Origin of the sequence: Streptomyces sp. V4I23, assembly GCF_030817975.1 — a bacterium.
GTDB lineage: Bacteria > Actinomycetota > Actinomycetes > Streptomycetales > Streptomycetaceae > Streptomyces.
Map to the genome: position 1 here is coordinate 2932349 of NZ_JAUSZW010000004.1, position 18806 is coordinate 2951154.

Below are 18806 nucleotides of genomic sequence, written 5' to 3' on the forward strand. Positions count from 1 at the left end.
GCGCTCCCTACTTGGCCTCTCGGACGGCGAGCTGGTCCTCGTACGCGGCGACGCCGAAGGCCTGCGGGACGGGCTGGCTCGCCATGAAGAGCCGGTCGGCGAGGCGCCGTGGCAGGGGGAAGTGCTCGTACGTTCCGTGGACGCGTCCGTCCGCGCCCATCGGCCGCGCGGCGAAGCGGGCGACGGTGGCCAGCCGGTACGGCTCCTGGCCCCGGGAGTGGAGGACCGCGATCTCGCTGATCTTGCGCGCGCCGTCGGCGTGGCGGGTGAGCTGCACGATGCAGTCGACGGCGCTGTTGATCTGGTCGCGCAGCGCCTCGAAGGGGATCTTCACCTCGGACATGGAGGCCAGCGTCTGGAGGCGCATCAGCGCGTCCTCACCGCTGTTGGCGTGGACGGTGGCGAGCGATCCGTCGTGACCGGTCGACATCGCCTGGAGCATGTCGAGGGTCTCGCCGCCGCGGACCTCACCGACGACGATGCGGTCGGGACGCATGCGCAGGGAGTTGCGCACCAGGTCGCGGATGGTGATCCGGCCCTTGCCCTCGACGTTCGCCGGGCGGGACTCCAGGCGGATCACGTGCTGCTGCTGGAGCTGGAGTTCCGCGGAGTCCTCGATCGTGATGACCCGCTCGCCCTCCGGGATGAGTCCGGACAGCGCGTTGAGCAGGGTCGTCTTGCCGGTGCCGGTCGCCCCCGAGACGATGATGTTCAGTCTGGCCTGGACGAGGGCGGAGAGCAGGTGGAGCATGTGCTCGTCGAGCGAGCCGAAGCCGATCATCTCCGAGAGCGTGAAGGCGCGCGGGAAGCGCCGGATGGTGAGCGTGGGGCCGGACAGGGACAGCGGCGGGATGATGACGTTGACACGCTCGCCGGAGGGCAGGCGGGCGTCCACCATCGGGTTGGACTCGTCGACCCTGCGGTTGACCGTCGACACGATGCGCTCGATCGTCTGCATGAGCTGCTCGTTGGAGGCGAAGCGCAGCGGCAGCATCTCGACGCGGCCGCCGCGCTCGACGAAGATCTGGTCCGGCCCGTTCACCATGATCTCGGTGATGGACGCGTCCTCCAGGAGCGGTTCCAGTACGCCGAGGCCGAGCGCCTCGTCCACGACCCGGCGGATGAGCTGGGAGCGCTCGGACGCGGAGAGGACCGGCCCCTCACGGCTGATGATGTGCCCGAGCACGCGCTCCAGCCTCGCCCGGCGCTCGGCCGCGGCCAGCGCCGACATCTCCGCGAGGTCGATCTCCTCGAGCAGCTTGGCCCGGTACGTGGCCACCAGATGGCCGTCGTCCCGCCCGCCCCCTCGGTCCTCGGGGGCCGTGATGCGTGCCCGCAGGCTCATGTGCGACTCCTTGGCGTACGGCGGTCTCAGTCCTTGGGCATGGTGGAACTGCGCTCGGCGTGGCCCCAGTCGTCGATTCCGGGCACGACGGAGGGGATCCTGACCCGGACGGTGGCGGTCACCTCGCCGCCTCCCGGCCGTGCGCTGTAGTCGAAGTCCCCCGGACCGTCGGACAGCCAGTCGCTGACGGCGCTGCGGCCCGCACGGCCGCCGTCCGTCCGCCAGTTGTCGTCGCTCTCGGCGCGTGCGGCGGCCCGTGCGGCCGTGCCCGCCTGGGAGGTGGCGTAGGCGGCGACGCCGAGTTGGACGGCTGCGAGCGCGAGGATCAGCAGCAGCGGCAGGAATCCCGCGAACTCCAGGGCCACCTGCCCGCGGTCGCTTCTCTTCGCCCCCGTCACGGCACCGCCCCCTCGTCCACCGCACTGGCGTGGCCCTCGACCTCGAAGGGGAAGTCGACGAAGCCGGGGAAGAGGACGGGGACCTTGAGCGTCACATCGGCCGCGTACATCCCTCCGGACGCCGGGCCGCAGGCGATGTCCCCGTTCCAGCTGCCCAGGTCCTCCCTGACCGCCGACCGGCACCGCTGATCCGACGACTGCCCGTAGGCGTCGGCCGCTCCCTGCCGAGCGCCCTCGTCGGCCGCGTTGCCCGCGCGGATGTACGTGTAGCCCAGCAGGGCCGACTGCCACAGCAGGACGCAGACGGCCGCGATGAGCGGCAGCATGCCCACGAACTCGACCGCCACCTGCCCTCGGTCGCCGCCGCGTCCGCGGGCCCGTGGCCGCCGCGGGTCACGGCCTGGCGTGGTACCGGCCCGTCCCGTGCTCGGTGGTGCGCTCTGCACGCGCATCGCTCAACTCTCCCCCTTGAGACCGCCGCCTCGCCGGCGGCGTACTCCGATGGAGCCCCGGTCGCCCCGGAACCTGCCGGCTCTGTCCTTCCCTTCGGGCGCCTTCACGATGCCCAGCTCGCCCGCGAGGCCCCACAGGGCCTGTTTCACCGTGGACTTGGCCTCCAGGTCCTGCATGCGGCCGGCGTCGACGGCGCCCTGCAGTTCCTTGAAGTTCGCGGGGACGACGGATCGCGCGGCGCGTGTGCCGGTGATCCGTTCGATCAGGGCGGGCTGGATCTCGGCGTTGCGTGTGAACCGGTTGACGAGCGTGATCGTCTCCTCGGCCTTGCGGATCTGCAGCCGGTCCCAGAGCCGGACCATGCGCTTGGCGGCCCGGACCGCCACCACGTCCGGGGTCGTCACCAGCACGGTCGTGTCGGCCATCTCGACGGCCGCCGCGTTGGCGCTGTTCATCTGGGTGCCGCAGTCGATGACCACGACCTCGTAGCGGTTGCGCAGGGCGCTGACGATCTGGCGCACCGCCCGGTCGTTGACCTCCTCGCCGCGTTCTCCGTCGGCGGGGGCGAGCAGCAGTCCGATGCCGGTGTCGTGGGTGAAGACGACGTCCTGGAGCACGCGGGGCGATATGTCCTGGATGCCGGCGAGGTCGACGATCGACCTCCGGAACTGCACGTCCAGGTAGGAGGCCACATCACCGGCCTGCAGGTCCATGTCCGCCAGCGCCGTCGTCATGCCCGAGGCGCGGGCGGCCAGCGCGAGCTGGACCGAGGCGAGCGTGGTGCCGACGCCTCCCTTCGCCCCGGACACGGTCACCACGATGCCGCCGGGGCCGGTGAACACGTCGCCGCTGTGGCCGAGATGGCGGCGCACGCCGAGCGACCAGGAGGCCGCGGCCTGGACGCGCTGGGTCAGTTCCTCGTACGAGAGCGGAAGCGCGACCAGCCCGCGCGCGCCGGAGTCCATGGCCGACGAGTACAGGCCGGGACTCGCGTCGGCGGTGACCAGGACGACGCCGACCGCGGGGAAGCGCAGCGCCACCTCCCGGATCAGCTCCAATGCCGGCACCGGCCCGATCCGCTCGTGCACCAGCACGACCTCGGGCAGCTCGTCCAGCGACTCGCCCGCCAGGCGCGCGAGCGTGTCGAGCAGCGAGGTCGAATCGGCCACCGGCGCGGCCGGTTCGGCCTCGGGCAGCTGGCTGAGCAGGGTGGCGATGGATCGGGCGGCGTCGGCGTCGCCGACGGCCGGGAGGATGCGTGTCGTCATCCGGCCCTCACTTGTTCCTGTCCTCGTCGAGGGTGTAGGTGCCTTCACCTGGACGAAGCGTGGTCGGACTGCCCTTGGCGATCAGGGCCAGGCGTACGTGGACGGCGAACGACTCGGCGAACGCCACGCGCTGGGCGTCCTGGGTGTTCAGGGCGAACGTGATGGGCACGGCCTGGGTCGCGGCGGCGTCGCGGTCGTCGCCCTTGGGCTCCAGGGCGGTGAGCCTGCCGACGTCGATGACCTTGGCGTTGGGGACGATGATCCGGGACTCGGCGACCTGGCCCTTGTCCCGGCCCTCGTCGTCGAAGGTGGCGAAGATGTTGACCAGATCGCCGGGGGTGATCTTGCCCGCGACACCGGTGGCGGCGTCGATCATGATGGCGATCTCCTGCTCGCCGTTCTCCAGCGCGGGGCGCTTGACGATCATGTCGGCCTGGAGCAGCGACCCTTTGTGCAGCTGGGTGACGGCGATCTTCCCCTCCACCACGGACAGGTCGGTGACCGCACTCGACGAGAGCCAGCGCTTCGGCATCGTGATCTTTTCGAACTGGCTCGGCTGGAGTTCCGTGTACGGAGCGACGTCCGATTTTATCCGGTAGGCCGTCACCTCCGGTCCGACCTTGGAATTCACATCGCTGATCACGGAAAGCACGCCGACGAACGCGCCGAAGGCGCACAGGACGGACAGGAGCAGAAGAATGACACCGCGGCGCTGCCGTGAATTCATGGGCGGGACGACCTCGTGGGGAGACGGACGGTTGGCGGACGGTGCGGGGACGGCCGGTGCCCGTGCCGGGTTTTCTCCCGCCACCGGTCCGGACGACCGCCCTGGTGCGACTACGATCCGGGACGCATAGGTGTTCCGTGGTTCAGGACACCGGGGCTCGATGTCCGGTTCTCCGCCGGCGCGAGCGGCGCCGAACAGAATTCACAGCGGTCGCCGATGATTTCGATGCCGCACCAGGAGCACTTCTCCCGTTTGACCGACGAGACGAGCTGGTAGACGAGCGTGATGTCGGGGAGGTGGGCGGCGAATTCGATCATTTTCGAGGTGCCCCACCAGCGGGGCGAATCACCCGGCAGTGCGGTCTCGTGCAGGGCCTGGCAGCGCCATGCGGGGGCGAGGGTCGCGGTGACCCACTCGCTCTGCAACTGCCCCTTCGCGACGATCAGCCGGTTGCCGAACTCCGGTCCGGCGAGCTCTCCGCTGCCGATCCTGATCAGGTGCGGCCGCGGGTTGGCCAGGACCGCGAACTGGGAGCCCGGCACCCAGGACTTGGCGTGCGACGTGAGGCTCACCGGCACCCGGTCGAGCCTGGCGACGGAGTTCAGCAGGGCCCCGGCGTAGACGTAGTGCGCGAGGAGCCGGGCGGCGGAGGCGACGATGCCCGCGCCGAAGTCGCAGATCGACAGCTGGCGCAGCTGGCGGACGAGCACGGCCACACCGAGCGGCGGCAGCGCCAGCTTCATCAGGGCGATGCGGTCGCTCTCCAGGACGGAGCGCACGGTGTGCAGTCTGCGTTCGTGGGCGACGGGGATCGAGGCGGGATACAGCGCCACCACATAGCCGTGCTGGTCCAGCAGCACCTGCATGTCGACGAGGGCGGCGTCGAGGGGCTGCGCGTGGGGAGGCGGCAACAGCGCTGCCGTGGGCGTGTGTTGGTCGGTGGGCGGTAACACCAGGTCAGCGCTGGTGACAGCGATCGCGGTCTGCACGCTCATTTCCCCGTTCGAATCCGGTCGCCGAACGTACGGCGACCGCTTCCTCACTGCTCGTGCTGCTGCATCAGCACTCTAACCACGTCCTGTGAGGCAGAGAACACCTTTCAGGTACCCCGCGGGCAACCCGTACGACTCGCACACGGCTGAAGGGGGACGAAGTCGTCGATTGCCGACTCCCGTCACACCAGTCAAGTTGCCGTGGTCACGACTGCCTTTGGGCCCTCGATTGGGTCCGCAGGCCCACGCCGGGCAGTCGTCGCCGTGCGTACGCTCCGATTCCGATTCCGCGTGCGAAAGGTGTGCGCGGCCGGGGAGGGGGACGTCGGATGAGACGGGACCAGGGGGCCACGGCGACCGAGTATCTCGGCGTGGTCGTGGTCGTCGCCACCGTCATCGGTGCCGTGACCGGATCCGGCTTGGGCAGCGCGATCACCGAAAAGATCATTTGCGCGATCGACGGTGGTCGGTGCGCCCCGGGAGGCACGTCCCGGGCCGCGCCGAAAACCGACGCCGACTACGAACCCCCGCTCTGCCAGATCTCCTCCATCAGCGACAGAGCCGGAGCCAAATCCAAGATCCTTTTCATCGAGTGGGGCGAGGAATACGGCTTCCAGCAACAGGTATTCCGCGCCAGGAACGACGTCAACGGCGACGGCAAGGTCGACGACGACGACCAGCAGGTCACGATGACCTTCACCGACGCCGCGTCCGTCGCCGCCAAGAAGGACTGGAAACCCGGCGCCAAGGTGGGCAAGTTCGGCTCCGACAAGGTCGAGCTCGGGGCCGGTGTCAAGGTCACCAACGGCGACACCTGGGTCTTCGACAGCGAGGCCGACGCCAAGGCCTTCCGGGACGACATCGAGCTGCTGAAGACGTACGAGCTCACCAACCGGCACGCGAACGCGCACGGCGGCGGCCTCGGCAACAGCATCCTCTACCTCTTCGGCAAGGGCCCCATGGCCGAGGAGGAGAAGCTGCGCGACCGCATCGAGGAGAAGCTGGGCGACCGGCACATCAGCTACGGCAAGGTCGGCCTGGAGGCCAGTGCCGCCGGCGGACTCAAGCTGAGCGCGGGCGACGAGAAGAAGCTCGGCGCCACGCTCGGCGGGAACTTCAAGTTCTCGCCCGAGGCCACCTGGACCGACAACGACCACAAGGGCACCAAGTCCTACACGTACTCCGCCGCCGTCGAGTACGGCGGCAAGGTCGGGTACGAGGCCGGGCCGATCAGCGGGGAGTCCTCCGCGTCCACCACGCAGACCGGCACCATCACCGTCACCCACGACAAGAGGACCGGCGAGCTCCTGCGCATCGACATGACCCGTACCGTCGAGAAGGGCGCCACCAAGGACGGCGCCAAGGTGGGCGGCGACAACGGCAGGTCCGGGGACGACAAGCGCGGCGGCAGCGGCGGCGTCAAGGGCTCCGACCAGACCACGGGCATCGAGGTCGTCACCAACTCGATCGTCGTCGAGCCCGGCGCCGAGGGCGCCGAGCAGCGCAGGATCGCGCAGGCGTGGCTGGACGGCAACGGGGACCGGGGGGCGCCGTTCGGCTACATGTTCTCCGACCACGCGCCGACGACCCGGCCCGGGAACGATGACCCGTTCGGCCAGTTGCTCTTCGACGAGGGGCTGTCGAGCCGGACGACGTACACGGGGCAGACCGAGGCGGCGGAGTACGGGTTCGAGCTCAACCTGGGGCTGAGCCTCGGCTTCTCGGTGTCGACCGAGAAGAAGGAGGAGACCCTCGACGACGCCCACTTCCTCGGAGCGCCGAACGGAAACAGCCGTGACTACGTCCCGTACAGCTACTGTGCGAACTGACCTGGCCGAGGGGAGCGCACACACCATGAGCAGCGGCACCTGCGTCAGCACCTGGAGCGGGCGAAGGGCGACCGGGCACAGACGTACGGCCCGGCGGGCGCTCGCGGCAGTCGTCCTCGTGGCGGCCGTCTCGTTCACCGCCGCGTGCGGGAACGGTCCGGCCGGGGCCGAGGTCCCCGAGGGCTGGCCCCGGCTGGCGACGGACTCCGTCACCGTGGCCCACCCGCCGGCGTTCAGGGAGCAGGGTGCGGGCGAGCGCAGCAAGTTCAACGCGGCCGCCGCCACCCTGGAGGAGGGCGGCCGGACGGTCGCCATGATCTCCGTCCAGCTCGACTACACCAACGCCGATTCGGTGGAGGAGGCCGCGATCGGCGCCGAGGCCGGTATCGCCCTCGGCGCCACCCTCGAGGGCCAGGAGGACCTGCGGGTCGCGGGGCCCGAGAAGGCGCGGGACGCGAAGCGGATCGACTTCACGTTCACCTCGACCGGTGAACAGGGCACGCCCGCCAAGGGCACCCGGGTCGCGGGCGTGATCGTCGCCGGCCTCGACTCCCGGGAGTCGACGTACGCGGTACGGATCGACGCGGCCGAGGGGCGCCTGTCCCCCGACGAGCTGAAGAAGATCATCGACAGCATCGCGGTCAAGTAGGCCCTCGACGCCCTGGAGGCTGCATCATGACGCGCTACGGCCACCCGGCGGTGCCCGCCCGGCGGGACGAGGGGCCGGGAGCGGGATTTCTCGCGCTGACGAAGTCCTGGGCGGCGGGCATCGTGGTGCTGCTGTTCACCGAGTACCTCCAGGTCACCCTGGTCTACGACACCTTCGGCGCCGCCCCGGCCGGGCTCGGTTCCTTCGGCGGGCGGCTGCTGCTGATCCACCTGCCGAACGCGCTGTGCGTCGCGCTGTCCGTCTGGGCCGCCGCACGGCTGCACCGGCCGCCCTTCCGGTACGTGACCGTCCGCCATCTGACGGCGGCTCTCGCCGTACCCGTGGCGGCCCAGGTGCTCGACATCGTGGTCCAGTGGCAGAACCTGGCCGCCGAGGGCCTGCTGATGTCCCATGCCGTGCTGGCGCTCGGCTGCGTGGCGGGGTGGTCCGCCGACCGGCTCCAGGAAGGGGACTGAGACGGGCGGCCGGGGCCCGCCTTCCTCCAGAGGTCTTGACAACCAGATTGGTCTGGACCAACTTGTACCTCCACGGTGGCCACCGTTCCGGGTCTCGGCTCCGGATCCTCCACACCCCCCAACTCCCCCACCGGAGGCTGCAAGTGGACCGCACCACACGCGCACGCAGATGGCTCGGCGCCGGCCTGGCGCTGGCCGTCGGCACCGGACTCGGTCTCATGGGCACGGCAGGCACCGCAGAGGCGGCCGACGTCAACGTCGCCAGGAACGCGGGCTTCGAGTCGGGGCTCGCCAACTGGACCTGTTCCGCGGGCAGCGGGGCCTCCGTGTCCTCCCCCGTGCACGGCGGCGCATCGGCCCTCAAGGCCACCCCCGCCGGCCAGGACAACGCCAAGTGCACCCAGACCGTGACCGTGAGGCCCAACTCGACGTACACGCTGAGCGCCTGGGTGCAGGGCGGCTACGCCTACCTCGGCGCGAGCGGCACCGGCACGAACGACGTGTCCGCCTGGACGCCCGGGACCGGCAGCTGGACCAGGCTGTCGACCTCCTTCACCACGGGTGCGAACACCACCTCGGTGACCGTCTACACCCACGGCTGGTACGGCCAGGCCGCCTACTACGCCGACGACGTGAGCGTCTTCGGACCCGACGGCGGAGGCGGCTCCGACCCCGACCCGGTCGTCCCCGCGGCCCCGGCCGCTCCGACCGTCGGGACCGTCACCTCCTCCTCCGTGGCACTGAACTGGCGGGCGGTGACCGGCGCGACCGGCTACAACGTGTACCGCGACGGCGCCAGGGTCCAGTCCGTGAGCGGCACGTCGGCCACGGTGACCGGACTGGCCGCGAGCACCGCGTACCGCTTCCAGGTGACGGCGACCAACGCGGCGGGCGAGTCCGCGAAGTCGGCCGCGGTCACCGGGACCACCGCTCCCGGCGGCAACCCGGGCAACCCGGCCGTGCCCCGGCACGCGCTGACCGGCTACTGGCAGAACTTCGACAACGGCGCGACGGTGCAGAAGCTGCGCGACGTGCAGGCGCAGTACGACATCATCGCCGTGTCGTTCGCGGACTCCACGGCCACCCCGGGCCAGATCACCTTCAACCTCGACCCGGCCGTCGGCTACTCCTCCGTCGCCGACTTCAAGGCGGACATCGCCGCCAAGAAGGCGGCGGGCAAGTCGGTGATCATCTCGGTCGGCGGCGAGAAGGGCAACGTCACCATCAACAGCGACGCCTCGGCGACGGCCTTCGCCGACAGCGCGTACGCCCTGATGCAGGAGTACGGCTTCAGCGGCGTCGACATCGACCTGGAGCACGGCATCAACGCCACGTACCTGACCAAGGCGCTGCGCCAGCTCTCCCAGAAGGCGGGTTCGTCCCTGGTCCTGACGATGGCCCCGCAGACCATCGACATGCAGAACACCGGCACCGAGTACTTCAAGACCGCGCTCGCCGTGAAGGACATTCTCACGGTGGTCAACATGCAGTACTACAACAGCGGTTCGATGCTCGGCTGCGACGGCAAGGTGTACTCGCAGGGCTCCTGGACTTCCTCACGGCGCTCGCCTGCATCCAGCTGGAGGGCGGCCTGGACGCCTCCCAGGTCGGCCTGGGCGTCCCCGCCTCGACGCGCGGCGCGGGCAGCGGCTACGTCGACCCGTCCGTCGTGAAGAACGCACTGGACTGCCTGACCCGCGGCGCCAACTGCGGTTCCTTCAAGCCCTCGAAGACCTACCCGGCCCTGCGCGGCGCCATGACCTGGTCCACCAACTGGGACGCGACGGCCGGCAACGCCTGGTCCAACGCCGTCGGCCCGCACGTCCACAGCCTGCCGTGACGGCACGCTGATCGACGAGGGCCCGTGCCGCCGCTCCCGGCGGCACGGGCCCCTGGGGGGTGCCCGGCGGATCGTGGCCGGGCACCCCCTCGTCGCACCCTGCGAGGTTCACCAGGGCAGGTCCCGCACCTGCTGCACGCACAGCACGACGAACAGCAGGCCCGCTCCCGCCAGCATCACGTTGCTGAGGATGCCGTTGCGCCACTCGGCGGGCGTCCGGGAGGAGTTGAGCAGCCAGACCAGCGTGAGCGCGAGGAACGGCATGAAGAACGCGCCGATCACGCCGTAGACGATCACCAGGCCGAACGGCTGGTCCAGGAAGAGCAGCGCCATGGGCGGGAAGGTGAGCCACAGCAGGTACGCGCGGAACGGCAGCGACTTCTCCCGGCTGCCGGACGCCACCTCCGTACCCGTCGTCGCCTCTCCCCTCTTGCGGTAGTTGGAGACGAAGTCGGCGAACATCAGGCTCACGCCGTGCCAGACGCCGATCAGCGAGGTGAAGGACGTGGCGAAGAAGCCGACGAGGAAGAGCTTGGCCGTGACGGTCCCGTAGCGGTCCGCGAGGACGTCGCCCAGGTCGAGCAGGCCCTTGTCGCCCTTGGCCAGTGCGACGCCCGAGGAGTGCAGCAGCTCGGCTCCGACGAAGAGCATGGCGACGACGAAGATGCCGGTCGTGAGGTAGGCGACCCGGTTGTCCAGGCGCATCACCTTCATCCAGCCGGTGTCGGTCCAGCCCTTGGCGTTGACCCAGTAGCCGTACGCGGCGAGCGTGATGGTGCCGCCGACGCCGCCGATCAGGCCGAGCGTGTAGATCAGCGAGCCGTCCGGCAGGACCGGCGCGAGGCCCGCGAAGGCGTCGCCGAGGTTGGGGGTCACCCGGACGGCCAGGTAGACGGTGATGACGAACATCACGCCGACCAGCACGGTCATGACCTTCTCGAACACGGCGTACCGGTTGAACCAGACGAACACCAGCCCGACCAGACCGCACAGCACGGCCCACCACTTGAGGTCCATCGTCCCGGGGAACAGGGCGTCGAGCGGGAGTGCGCTGGAGGACATCGCGGCGGCGCCGTAGACGAAGCCCCAGACGACGACGTAGATGACGAAGTAGACCGTGGTCCAGGACCCGAGGCTGCGCCAGCCGTCGAAAAGGGTCCGTCCGGTGGCGAGGTGCCAGCGCCCGGCAGCCTCCGCCAGGGAGATCTTCACGAGGCAGCCGATGACCGCGGCCCACAGGAGTGTGTAGCCGAACTTGCTGCCTGCGATGAGGGTGGCGACCAGGTCGCCGGCCCCGACACCGGTCGCCGCGACGACGATGCCCGGTCCGATGTACCGCCAGCTCGCCTTGCGCGGCCGGGAGGTGACCTCGCCGGTGCTCTCTTCGGTGGTGCCTGTCATGCGCAGCCGCCTTCCCGCTCGTCCCTCCGATGTGACTGGGTTACCCAAGCCGGATGCCGGTGATCCCGCAAGAGGTCCGGAAGGTGTCCGGCATCCGGCGGGCGGGCGTATGGCCGGGAGTCGCTATTGACCGGAGCATGCCAGAGTCGCACCATGAGCGCGCGAGCCACCGCCGCCGCGACCGCACACGCGCACACCCGTACCCCGCGCACACACATCCGCACGCACACCCCGTACCCCGCACCCCGCACACGCACTGAGCAACCCCCCACACCTCAGGAGCAGTTGCATGCGAATCCGCCCCCTGGGCAAACGGTCCGCCGCACTCGCGGCCGTCGTCGCCCTCGCCCTGGCAGCACCCCTGACCGCCAGCGCCTCGCCGTCGGCCGACCGGCCCGCGCCGGCCACCGCCGGTGAGGAGGAACGCACCCGGCAGTACCGCATCCACGGCCCCGACAGCGCCGCCGACCGCACGGCCGTCGCCGCCACCGGGGTGTCCGTCGACGAGGTGGACGACCACACGATCGTCGTCAGCGCCACCGCCGCCCAGGCGAAGCGGCTGCGCGCCCTCGGACACACCCTCACGGCCCTGCCCGGGCCGCCGGATCGCTCGGCGACGGCCGGCGTCGAGCCGTTCGACTTCCCCTCGGCCGACGCCAAGTACCACAACTACGCCGAGATGACGGCCGAGATCGACCAGCGCATCGCCCAGTACCCGGCCATCATGAGCAAGCGCGTCATCGGCAAGAGCTACCAGGGCCGCGACATCGTCGCCGTCAAGATCAGCGACAACGTGGCGACCGACGAGAACGAGCCCGAGGTCCTGTTCACCCACCACCAGCACGCGCGCGAGCACCTCACCGTGGAGATGGCGCTCTACCTGCTGCGCGAGTTCGGCGAGGACTACGGCAGCGACGCACGGATCAGGAACGCCGTGAACAGCCGCGAGATCTGGATCGTCCCCGACCTCAACCCGGACGGCGGCGAGTACGACATCGCCACCGGCTCCTACCGCAGCTGGCGCAAGAACCGGCAGCCCAACTCCGGATCCTCGTACGTCGGCACCGACATGAACCGCAACTGGAACTACAAGTGGGGCTGCTGCGGCGGTTCCTCGGGCTCCCCCGGCTCCGACACCTACCGGGGCACGTCCGCCGAGTCGGCGCCCGAGGTGAAGGTCGTCGCCGACTTCGTGCGCTCCCGGGCCGTCGGCGGCAGGCAGCAGATCAGGACGGCCATCGACTTCCACACCTACAGCGAGCTGGTGCTGTGGCCGTACGGGTACACGTACAGCGACACGGCCGCCGGCATGACGCAGGACGACCGCGACGCCTTCGCCGCCGTCGGCCGGAAGATGGCGGCGAGCAACGGCTACACGGCCGAGCAGTCGAGCGACCTCTACATCACCGACGGCTCGATCGACGACTGGCTGTGGGGCAACCAGAAGATCTTCGGCTACACCTTCGAGATGTACCCGCGCTCCTCGTCGGGAGGCGGCTTCTACCCGCCCGACGAGGTGATAGAGCGTGAGACCTCCCGCAACCGGGACGCCGTGCTCCAGCTGCTGGAGAACTCCGACTGCATGTACCGGTCGATCGGCAAGGAGTCCCAGTACTGCACCGGCTGATCCACTGCCTGACGGCGCCCGGGACCGGCGGTCCCGGGCGCCGTCAGGTGAACGCGATCCTCGACCACGGCCGGTCGGGGTCCCACTCCGGTACGACGCGCGCCATCGTCCGTCGGAACTCCTCCTCCGTGCGGGCCTCGTACAGCGGCGCGAACACCGGGTTGGAGCCGAACTCCCAGACCGCGCACAGGGGGTGCCGGGGCCGGCGGCCGGTCCGGTGCTGGGGGTGTGACCACCCGTCGACCCTGGAGGACGCGGAAGGGGCAGAGCTCGCGCCCTGCCCCTCCCCGTCGAAGCCCGCCCGCTAGATGACGAGGCTGAGCGCCGCCGCGACGGCGAAGCCCGCGACCGACAGCACCGACTCCAGGACCGTCCAGGACTTCAGGGTGTCCCGTTCCGAGATGCCGAAGTACTTGGAGACGATCCAGAACCCGCCGTCGTTGACGTGCGAGGCGAAGATCGAGCCCGCCGAGATCGCCATGATGACCAGCGCCAGGAACGGCTGCGAGTGGTCGCCGTTCTCGACCAGGGGCACGACGATGCCCGCGGTGGTGACGATCGCGACGGTCGCCGATCCCTGCGCCACGCGCAGCACCAGCGATATCAGGTACGCGAGGACGATGACCGGCAGGCCCACGTCGTTGAAGGTGTCCGACAGCGCCTGCGCGACACCGCTGGCCTTGAGCACGGCGCCGAAGACGCCGCCCGCGCCGACGACGAGCAGGATGTTGCCGACCGGCTTGAGGGACTGCGTGGACACCGACTCGAGGGACTTGCGGGTCCAGCCGCGCCGGATGCCCAGCAGCCAGTACGCCATGACCAGCGCGATCGTCAGGGCGACGAAGGGGCTGCCGAAGAACTCGATGACCGAGCGCGGGGTGGAGGGGTCGAGCGTGATGGAGGAGAACGTCGCGGCGAGGATGAGGATCAGCGGCGTACCGATGATCGTGAGCACGGTCCCCAGCGAGACCGGCGCCTCCTGGGGCACCCGGCCGGCAGCGGCCTGCTCGGCGTGGACGGCGGCCCTGGCGTCCTCCGCGGCCTCCACCATGTCCTGCGGGACCTCGACGAACAGCCGCTTGCCGATCCAGGCGGCGTAGCCCCAGGCGGCGAGCACGGCGGGGATGCCGACCACGACGCCCATGACGATGACCCAGCCGAGGGAGACGTTGAACAGGCCGGCGGCGGCGACCGGGCCGGGGTGCGGCGGCAGGAAGGCGTGGGTCATCGACAGACCGGCGAGCAGCGGCATCGCGTAGAGGATGATCGACTTGCCGGACCGCTTGGCGGCCGCGTAGACGATCGGCGCGAGGACGAAGATGCCGACGTCGAAGAAGACCGGGATACCGAAGATCAGGCCGGTGAGGCCCATGGCGAGCGGGGCGCGCTTCTCGCCGAACAGGCCGAGCAGGCGCGAGCTCAGCACCTCGGCGCCGCCCGACACCTCGAGTATCGCGCCGAGCATCGTGCCGAGGCCGATGATGATGGTGACGTGGCCGAGGATGCCGCCCATGCCGGTCTCGATGACGGAGACGGCGGCGGACCGCTGGACGGTGCCGAAGAGTTCGGTGACGGACAGGCCCGCGGCGAGTCCGACCGCGATGGACACGGCGAGCAGCGCGACGAACGGCTGCAGCCGCACCTTGATGATCAGCAGGAGAAGCAGGGCGATACCGAGGGCGGCGACGGTGAGGAGACCGGCGGTGCCGTCGATGAGGGTGAGCAGACCACCGGTGTGCGGGGTGGGTGGTGGGGGTGCGTCAGCGGCGATGAGCATGGGGGAGTGTCCGTTCCAGGCGGTTTTCGGCAAGGGGGGACCGCGGCACGGCGCATCGGGGAGGAGCGCCGTGCCGTACTGCTGCGGGTTCAGAAGGATCAGTCCAGGACTGCCAGGGCGTCGATCTCGATGAGCAGGCCGGCGGGGAGGCCGACGTAGACCGTCGTACGGGCGGCGGGGGCCACCGTCAGGTCCTTGAAGTACTCGTTGTAGATCTCGTTCATCTCGGCGAAGTGGGCCGTGTCGGTGAGGTAGACGCGGATCATCATCACGTCGTCCCAGGACGCGCCGCCCTCCTCGAGGATCGCCTTGACGTTGGCGAGCGTCTGGAGGGTCTGCTCGCGCAGGGTCGGCCCGGCCGGGGTGGGCGCCTGGCCCTCGACAGCGGGGAGGAACCCGACCTGTCCGGCGACCTGGAGGATGTTGCCCTTCCTGACGCCGTGCGAGAACTTCGCGGGCGGGGCGGTGTGGGTGCTCGGGGTGATCGCGGTCTTCTCGCTCATGCGCGTGCTTCCTTCTGAGGGGTGTGACCTGAGTACTCCCGCGTGATGGCGTCGGCGGTGCGCCGCACGAGCGGGAGAAGGGTGAGGAGTTCGTCGGCGGTGACGACGACGTTCGGCGCGGACACCGACATGGCGGCGACGGCCCGGCCGTCCGCACCGCGGATGGGGGCCGCGATGCAGTTGATCGACTCCTCGTGGCCGCCGAGGTCGGTGGCCCAGCCCTGTTCGCGCACGCTCGCCAGCTCCTTGAGGAAGGCGCCGGCGTTCGGGGTCGAACGGGACGTGTACATGGGGTAGTCGAGCTTCTCGGCGACGGTGCGCCGCTCGGGCTCGGGGAGGTCGGCCAGCAGCAGCTTGGCCACGGCCGCGACGGTGATGGCGACGGGCTTGCCGATCCGGGAGTACATCCGGACCGGGTAGCGGCTCTCGACCTTGTCGATGTAGAGGACTTCGCTCTCCTCGTGCACCGCGAGGTGGACGGTGTGCCCGATCTTCTCGTTGAGGTCGACGAGGTGGGGGTGCGCGATCTCGCGTACGTCGAGGTTCTCGACGGCCTCCTGCGCGAGGGCGATCAGCCTGGCGCCGAGGCGGTAGCGCTGGTCCTGCTGGCGGTAGACGAGGCCGTGCTCGTGCAGCGTGCGCAGCAGGCGCAGCGCGGTGGACTTGTGGACGCCGAGCCGGTCGGCGACCTGTCCGAGGTCGGCGGGCCCCTGCGCGAGCAGCGGCAGGATGCTCAGCGCGCGGTCGACGGTCTGGCTCATGGTGTACGTACCTCCTGGTCTGCCCCTGTCCACCCGGGGCCGAGGTGCAGTCTCCCCCAGGCGTCGTCGTCGAGGGCGACGAGCCGGTCGGCGTGCGCGGCGGCGGGAGGGGCGCCCAGGTCACCGGCGACGGTGAGGGTGGCGGCTGCGTACAGGTGCCCGTGCCGGAGCCGGTCCTTCACGGGCAGCCCGCGGAGGCTGCCGCCGAGGAAGCCGGCGGCGAAGGCGTCCCCGGCGCCGGTGGCGGCGACGACGCGTACGGACGGGGCGGGCACGTGCGTGACGCTGTCGTCGCGCGAAGCCGTTTCCCGCCCCGCCCTCCCCCTACGCCTGGCGGCGTGGGTGGTACCCCCATCCCGGACCGGGGCAGGCCCCGGATCCCGGAACGCCCCTCGGTGGTTGTCAGGGCTCCTCCCCGGGCCTCGCGCCTCGAGCTCCCCCAGACTTCGTCCGGGGGTGCCCCCAGGCGCGGCTGGATCTCGCGGAGCGGAGTCAGGCCGGCCGGGGGAGCTCGAGGACACCGCGCGGAGCGCGGTACGGGTCCGGGCGGAGCCCGGTTCGGGGAGTGGGGGCGCCCCGACGCCGCCAGGCGTAGGAGGGGCGGGGATAACCCCGCGGTCGAACGCCACCGCGCCCGCCGCGCCCCGCTTCACCACCAGCACCGACGGCTCCGGCAGCGCCTCGCGGATCGCGTCGGCGCCCCGCAGGCCCCACGCCTCCTCCGCCTCGTCCTCGCCCACGAACACGATGTCCGCGCCCCGGGCGAGCTCCAGCAGCACCCGCGCGCCCGACGCCGGGTCGCGCCACAGGCCCGGCCGGTGGTTCACGTCGAAGGAGACCGGCGGCCGGCCGTCCCGTCGTGCGGTCAGCTCCCGCATCAGCGCGAGGCAGTCCGGGGACAGGGCGGCGGTGATGCCCGAGAGGTGCAGCAGACGCCCGGACCACAGGTCCTCGCCCCGCACGTTCGCCGGCGACATCGCCGACGCCGCCGAGCCCGCCCGGTAGTACACGACCTCGTGCTCGTCCGTCGCCCGGTCGCCCGCCGTGCGGAAGTACACGCCCGTGGGGCGCTCGGCGTCGCACGTGACGGTCGAGGTGTCCACTCCGTACGCCGCGATCGCCTCCACGAGGTGGTCGCCGAAACCGTCCGCGCCCACGCGCCCGACCCAGCGCGCCCGGTGGCCCGCCGCCGCGAGGGCGCAGGCCACGTTGGACTCTGCGCCGCCGATGCCGCGGACGAACGACGGCACATCGGCGAGGCGGCCCGCACGGGTCGGCAGGAACGTGACCATGGACTCGCCGAGGCAGACGACGTCCACGGGGGCCTGCACGGTCACGGTCATGATCGCGGGGGCTCCTTGCTGGTCGGTCGCCAGGCACCATTGACCCGGCGTTGGCTCGGATGTTAGACAGCGCTAAGCGAAATACGCAATGGTCGTTGCAGAGAGTGCAACGCCACAGAGGAGGGCCCCATGGCTGCCGACAACGCCGTCGCACGACTCGCCGACGAACCGGTCGACCACCGCTTCAAGGCGCTCCCGCCCGACGCCGAGGGCCGGACCGTCGGCGAACTGGCGGCCGCCCGGCTCAACCTCTTCACCGGCGGCTTCACCACCCCCGTCCTGGCGCTGTCCGCCGAGTCGGTGGAGCACAACCTGGCACTCCTGGAGACGTACGCCGAGCGCCACGGCCTCGCCTTCGCTCCGCACGGCAAGACCTCCATGTCGCCGCAGCTCTTCGCCCGCCAGCTGAAGTACGGCGCCTGGGGCATCACGGCCGCCGTGCCGCACCAGGTCCGCGTCTACCGGGCGTACGGGATCGAGCGGATCTTCCTGGCCAACGAGGTGGTCGACGCGGCCGCCCTGCGCTGGATCGGACAGGAGCTCGACGCCGACCCCGGCTTCCGCCTCGTCTGCTACGTCGACTCCGTGCGCGGCGTCGAGCTGATGGACCAGGCGCTGCGCGGCACCTCGCGCCCGCTGGACGTCGTCGTCGAGCTGGGCGCGGGCGAGGGCGCGCGCACGGGCGCCCGTACGGAGGCGGACTGCGCGGCGGTGGCCGACGCGGTGGCCGCCACCCGGACCCTGCGGCTGGTCGGCGTCGCCGGATACGAGGGCGAGGTCCCTCAGGCCGACGCCGAGAGCGTGCGCGCCTGGCTGCGCCGGCTGGTGGCAGTGGCGGTGGACTTCGACAAGGCGGGCCGGTTCGCGGACTCCGGCGAGATCGTGGTCAGCGCGGGCGGCAGCGCGTGGTTCGACGCGGTGGCGGACGTGTTCGCCGAGATCCCCGAACTGTCCGCGCCGGTCCTCAAGTTGCTGCGCTCCGGCGCGTACGTCTCGCACGACGACGGCCACTACCGCCATCTGACCCCCTTCAACCGGGTGCCGGACGAGGGCGCGCTCCAGCCGGCGTTCCGCCTGTGGGCGCAGGTCGTCTCGCGTCCCACTCCGGAGCAGGCGTTCGTGAACGCGGGCAAGCGGGACGCGGCGTACGACCTCGACCTCCCGCAGGCGCAGGTCGTCCGCGACGCCCGCACCGGCGAGATCCGCCCGGCCACCGGCCTGACGGTCACGGCCCTGTCCGACCAGCACGGCTGGCTGCGGACCGAGCCGGGGGCGCGGCTGGAGGTCGGGGACTGGGTGGGACTGGGGCTGTCGCACCCGTGCACGAGCTTCGACAAGTGGCAGCTGATTCCGCTGGTGGAGGCGGACGGCACGGTCACGGACTACATCCGCACGTTCTTCTGAGCGGGAGCCGTTC

At 70.8% G+C, this 18806-nt stretch carries 16 protein-coding genes and 1 pseudogene; 6 read left to right on the top strand and 11 right to left on the bottom strand.

The features are described from left to right. Positions 1-7: 7 nt before the first annotated feature. The 6 genes from QFZ82_RS15330 to QFZ82_RS15355 all read right to left on the bottom strand — a co-directional run bounded on the left by QFZ82_RS15330 (position 8) and on the right by QFZ82_RS15355 (position 5186). Positions 8-1345 carry a CpaF family protein gene (locus tag QFZ82_RS15330; RefSeq protein WP_307713715.1) on the bottom strand — a complete coding sequence of 446 codons (1338 nt, stop codon included), beginning with the start codon at positions 1343-1345 and terminating at the stop codon, positions 8-10. Between the two features lie 26 nt (positions 1346-1371). Further along, on the bottom strand, positions 1372-1743 hold the full coding sequence (locus QFZ82_RS15335; protein WP_307713716.1) for a TadE/TadG family type IV pilus assembly protein: 372 nt from the start codon (positions 1741-1743) through the stop codon (positions 1372-1374). Further along, positions 1740-2090: a TadE/TadG family type IV pilus assembly protein gene (locus tag QFZ82_RS15340; RefSeq protein WP_307713717.1), complete on the bottom strand. Its 351-nt coding sequence runs from the start codon at positions 2088-2090 to the stop codon at positions 1740-1742. Before QFZ82_RS15340 ends, QFZ82_RS15335 begins: the two co-directional genes overlap by 4 nt. A gap of 108 nt (positions 2091-2198) precedes the next feature. Then, on the bottom strand, positions 2199-3464 hold the full coding sequence (locus QFZ82_RS15345; protein ID WP_307713718.1) for an AAA family ATPase: 1266 nt from the start codon (positions 3462-3464) through the stop codon (positions 2199-2201). A gap of 7 nt (positions 3465-3471) precedes the next feature. Then, the gene (gene cpaB, locus QFZ82_RS15350) at positions 3472-4191 is read right to left on the bottom strand and encodes a Flp pilus assembly protein CpaB (protein ID WP_307713719.1); all 720 of its coding nucleotides are present in this window, start codon (positions 4189-4191) and stop codon (positions 3472-3474) included. A 110-nt stretch (positions 4192-4301) separates the two neighbouring features. After that, positions 4302-5186: a hypothetical protein gene (locus tag QFZ82_RS15355; RefSeq protein WP_307713720.1), complete on the bottom strand. Its 885-nt coding sequence runs from the start codon at positions 5184-5186 to the stop codon at positions 4302-4304. 326 nt (positions 5187-5512) lie between these two features. On the opposite strand from QFZ82_RS15355, the gene QFZ82_RS15360 reads away from it, so the two are divergent. From QFZ82_RS15360 to QFZ82_RS15375, 4 genes and pseudogenes are all read left to right on the top strand, one after another. Then, positions 5513-7012 carry a hypothetical protein gene (locus QFZ82_RS15360; RefSeq protein WP_307713721.1) on the top strand — a complete coding sequence of 500 codons (1500 nt, stop codon included), beginning with the start codon at positions 5513-5515 and terminating at the stop codon, positions 7010-7012. A 25-nt stretch (positions 7013-7037) separates the two neighbouring features. Then, positions 7038-7661: a hypothetical protein gene (locus QFZ82_RS15365; RefSeq protein WP_307713722.1), complete on the top strand. Its 624-nt coding sequence runs from the start codon at positions 7038-7040 to the stop codon at positions 7659-7661. Positions 7662-7687: 26 nt separating this feature from the next. After that, the gene (locus QFZ82_RS15370) at positions 7688-8137 is read left to right on the top strand and encodes a hypothetical protein (RefSeq protein ID WP_307713723.1); all 450 of its coding nucleotides are present in this window, start codon (positions 7688-7690) and stop codon (positions 8135-8137) included. A 143-nt stretch (positions 8138-8280) separates the two neighbouring features. Further along, positions 8281-9977 (top strand): annotated as a pseudogene (locus tag QFZ82_RS15375) (chitinase). A gap of 108 nt (positions 9978-10085) precedes the next feature. Here the strand turns inward: QFZ82_RS15375 and QFZ82_RS15380 are convergent. After that, complete coding sequence (locus QFZ82_RS15380; RefSeq protein ID WP_307713724.1) at positions 10086-11378, bottom strand: Nramp family divalent metal transporter; 1293 nt, start codon at positions 11376-11378, stop codon at positions 10086-10088. A 289-nt stretch (positions 11379-11667) separates the two neighbouring features. Here QFZ82_RS15380 and QFZ82_RS15385 point away from each other — a divergent pair, with 289 nt between their 5' ends. Continuing rightward, entirely contained in the window at positions 11668-13005 is a 1338-nt protein-coding gene (locus QFZ82_RS15385; protein WP_307713725.1) for a M14 family metallopeptidase, read from the top strand. Positions 13006-13309: 304 nt separating this feature from the next. Here the strand turns inward: QFZ82_RS15385 and QFZ82_RS15390 are convergent, their stop codons facing one another. From QFZ82_RS15390 to QFZ82_RS15405, 4 genes are all read right to left on the bottom strand, one after another. Next, positions 13310-14782, bottom strand: coding sequence for a GntP family permease (locus tag QFZ82_RS15390; RefSeq protein ID WP_307713726.1), 1473 nt, complete (start codon positions 14780-14782; stop codon positions 13310-13312). A 98-nt stretch (positions 14783-14880) separates the two neighbouring features. Beyond that, a complete protein-coding gene (locus tag QFZ82_RS15395; RefSeq protein WP_307713727.1) occupies positions 14881-15285 on the bottom strand; it encodes a RidA family protein in 405 nt (134 codons plus the stop codon). Further along, entirely contained in the window at positions 15282-16046 is a 765-nt protein-coding gene (locus tag QFZ82_RS15400) for an IclR family transcriptional regulator (protein WP_307713728.1), read from the bottom strand. Before QFZ82_RS15400 ends, QFZ82_RS15395 begins: the two co-directional genes overlap by 4 nt. Then, entirely contained in the window at positions 16043-17389 is a 1347-nt protein-coding gene (locus QFZ82_RS15405) for a sugar kinase (protein WP_307713729.1), read from the bottom strand. Before QFZ82_RS15405 ends, QFZ82_RS15400 begins: the two co-directional genes overlap by 4 nt. Positions 17390-17518: 129 nt before the next feature. Between QFZ82_RS15405 and QFZ82_RS15410 the strand changes: the two genes are divergently transcribed. Beyond that, positions 17519-18793: an amino acid deaminase gene (locus QFZ82_RS15410; protein ID WP_307713730.1), complete on the top strand. Its 1275-nt coding sequence runs from the start codon at positions 17519-17521 to the stop codon at positions 18791-18793. Positions 18794-18806 lie beyond the last annotated feature (13 nt).

What these genes read in the sequence shown, in the direction of transcription:
- QFZ82_RS15405 (WP_307713729.1), bottom strand. Translation starts at nt 17,389, where the DNA reads ATGACCGTGACCGTGCAGGCCCCCGTGGACGTCGTCTGCCTCGGCGAG.
- QFZ82_RS15365 (WP_307713722.1), top strand. Translation starts at nt 7,038, where the DNA reads ATGAGCAGCGGCACCTGCGTCAGCACCTGGAGCGGGCGAAGGGCGACC.
- QFZ82_RS15380 (WP_307713724.1), bottom strand. Translation starts at nt 11,378, where the DNA reads ATGACAGGCACCACCGAAGAGAGCACCGGCGAGGTCACCTCCCGGCCG.
- QFZ82_RS15395 (WP_307713727.1), bottom strand. Translation starts at nt 15,285, where the DNA reads ATGAGCGAGAAGACCGCGATCACCCCGAGCACCCACACCGCCCCGCCC.
- cpaB (WP_307713719.1), bottom strand. Translation starts at nt 4,191, where the DNA reads ATGAATTCACGGCAGCGCCGCGGTGTCATTCTTCTGCTCCTGTCCGTC.
- QFZ82_RS15370 (WP_307713723.1), top strand. Translation starts at nt 7,688, where the DNA reads ATGACGCGCTACGGCCACCCGGCGGTGCCCGCCCGGCGGGACGAGGGG.
- QFZ82_RS15390 (WP_307713726.1), bottom strand. Translation starts at nt 14,782, where the DNA reads ATGCTCATCGCCGCTGACGCACCCCCACCACCCACCCCGCACACCGGT.
- QFZ82_RS15345 (WP_307713718.1), bottom strand. Translation starts at nt 3,464, where the DNA reads ATGACGACACGCATCCTCCCGGCCGTCGGCGACGCCGACGCCGCCCGA.
- QFZ82_RS15355 (WP_307713720.1), bottom strand. Translation starts at nt 5,186, where the DNA reads ATGAGCGTGCAGACCGCGATCGCTGTCACCAGCGCTGACCTGGTGTTA.
- QFZ82_RS15385 (WP_307713725.1), top strand. Translation starts at nt 11,668, where the DNA reads ATGCGAATCCGCCCCCTGGGCAAACGGTCCGCCGCACTCGCGGCCGTC.
- QFZ82_RS15330 (WP_307713715.1), bottom strand. Translation starts at nt 1,345, where the DNA reads ATGAGCCTGCGGGCACGCATCACGGCCCCCGAGGACCGAGGGGGCGGG.
- QFZ82_RS15400 (WP_307713728.1), bottom strand. Translation starts at nt 16,046, where the DNA reads ATGAGCCAGACCGTCGACCGCGCGCTGAGCATCCTGCCGCTGCTCGCG.
- QFZ82_RS15410 (WP_307713730.1), top strand. Translation starts at nt 17,519, where the DNA reads ATGGCTGCCGACAACGCCGTCGCACGACTCGCCGACGAACCGGTCGAC.
- QFZ82_RS15360 (WP_307713721.1), top strand. Translation starts at nt 5,513, where the DNA reads ATGAGACGGGACCAGGGGGCCACGGCGACCGAGTATCTCGGCGTGGTC.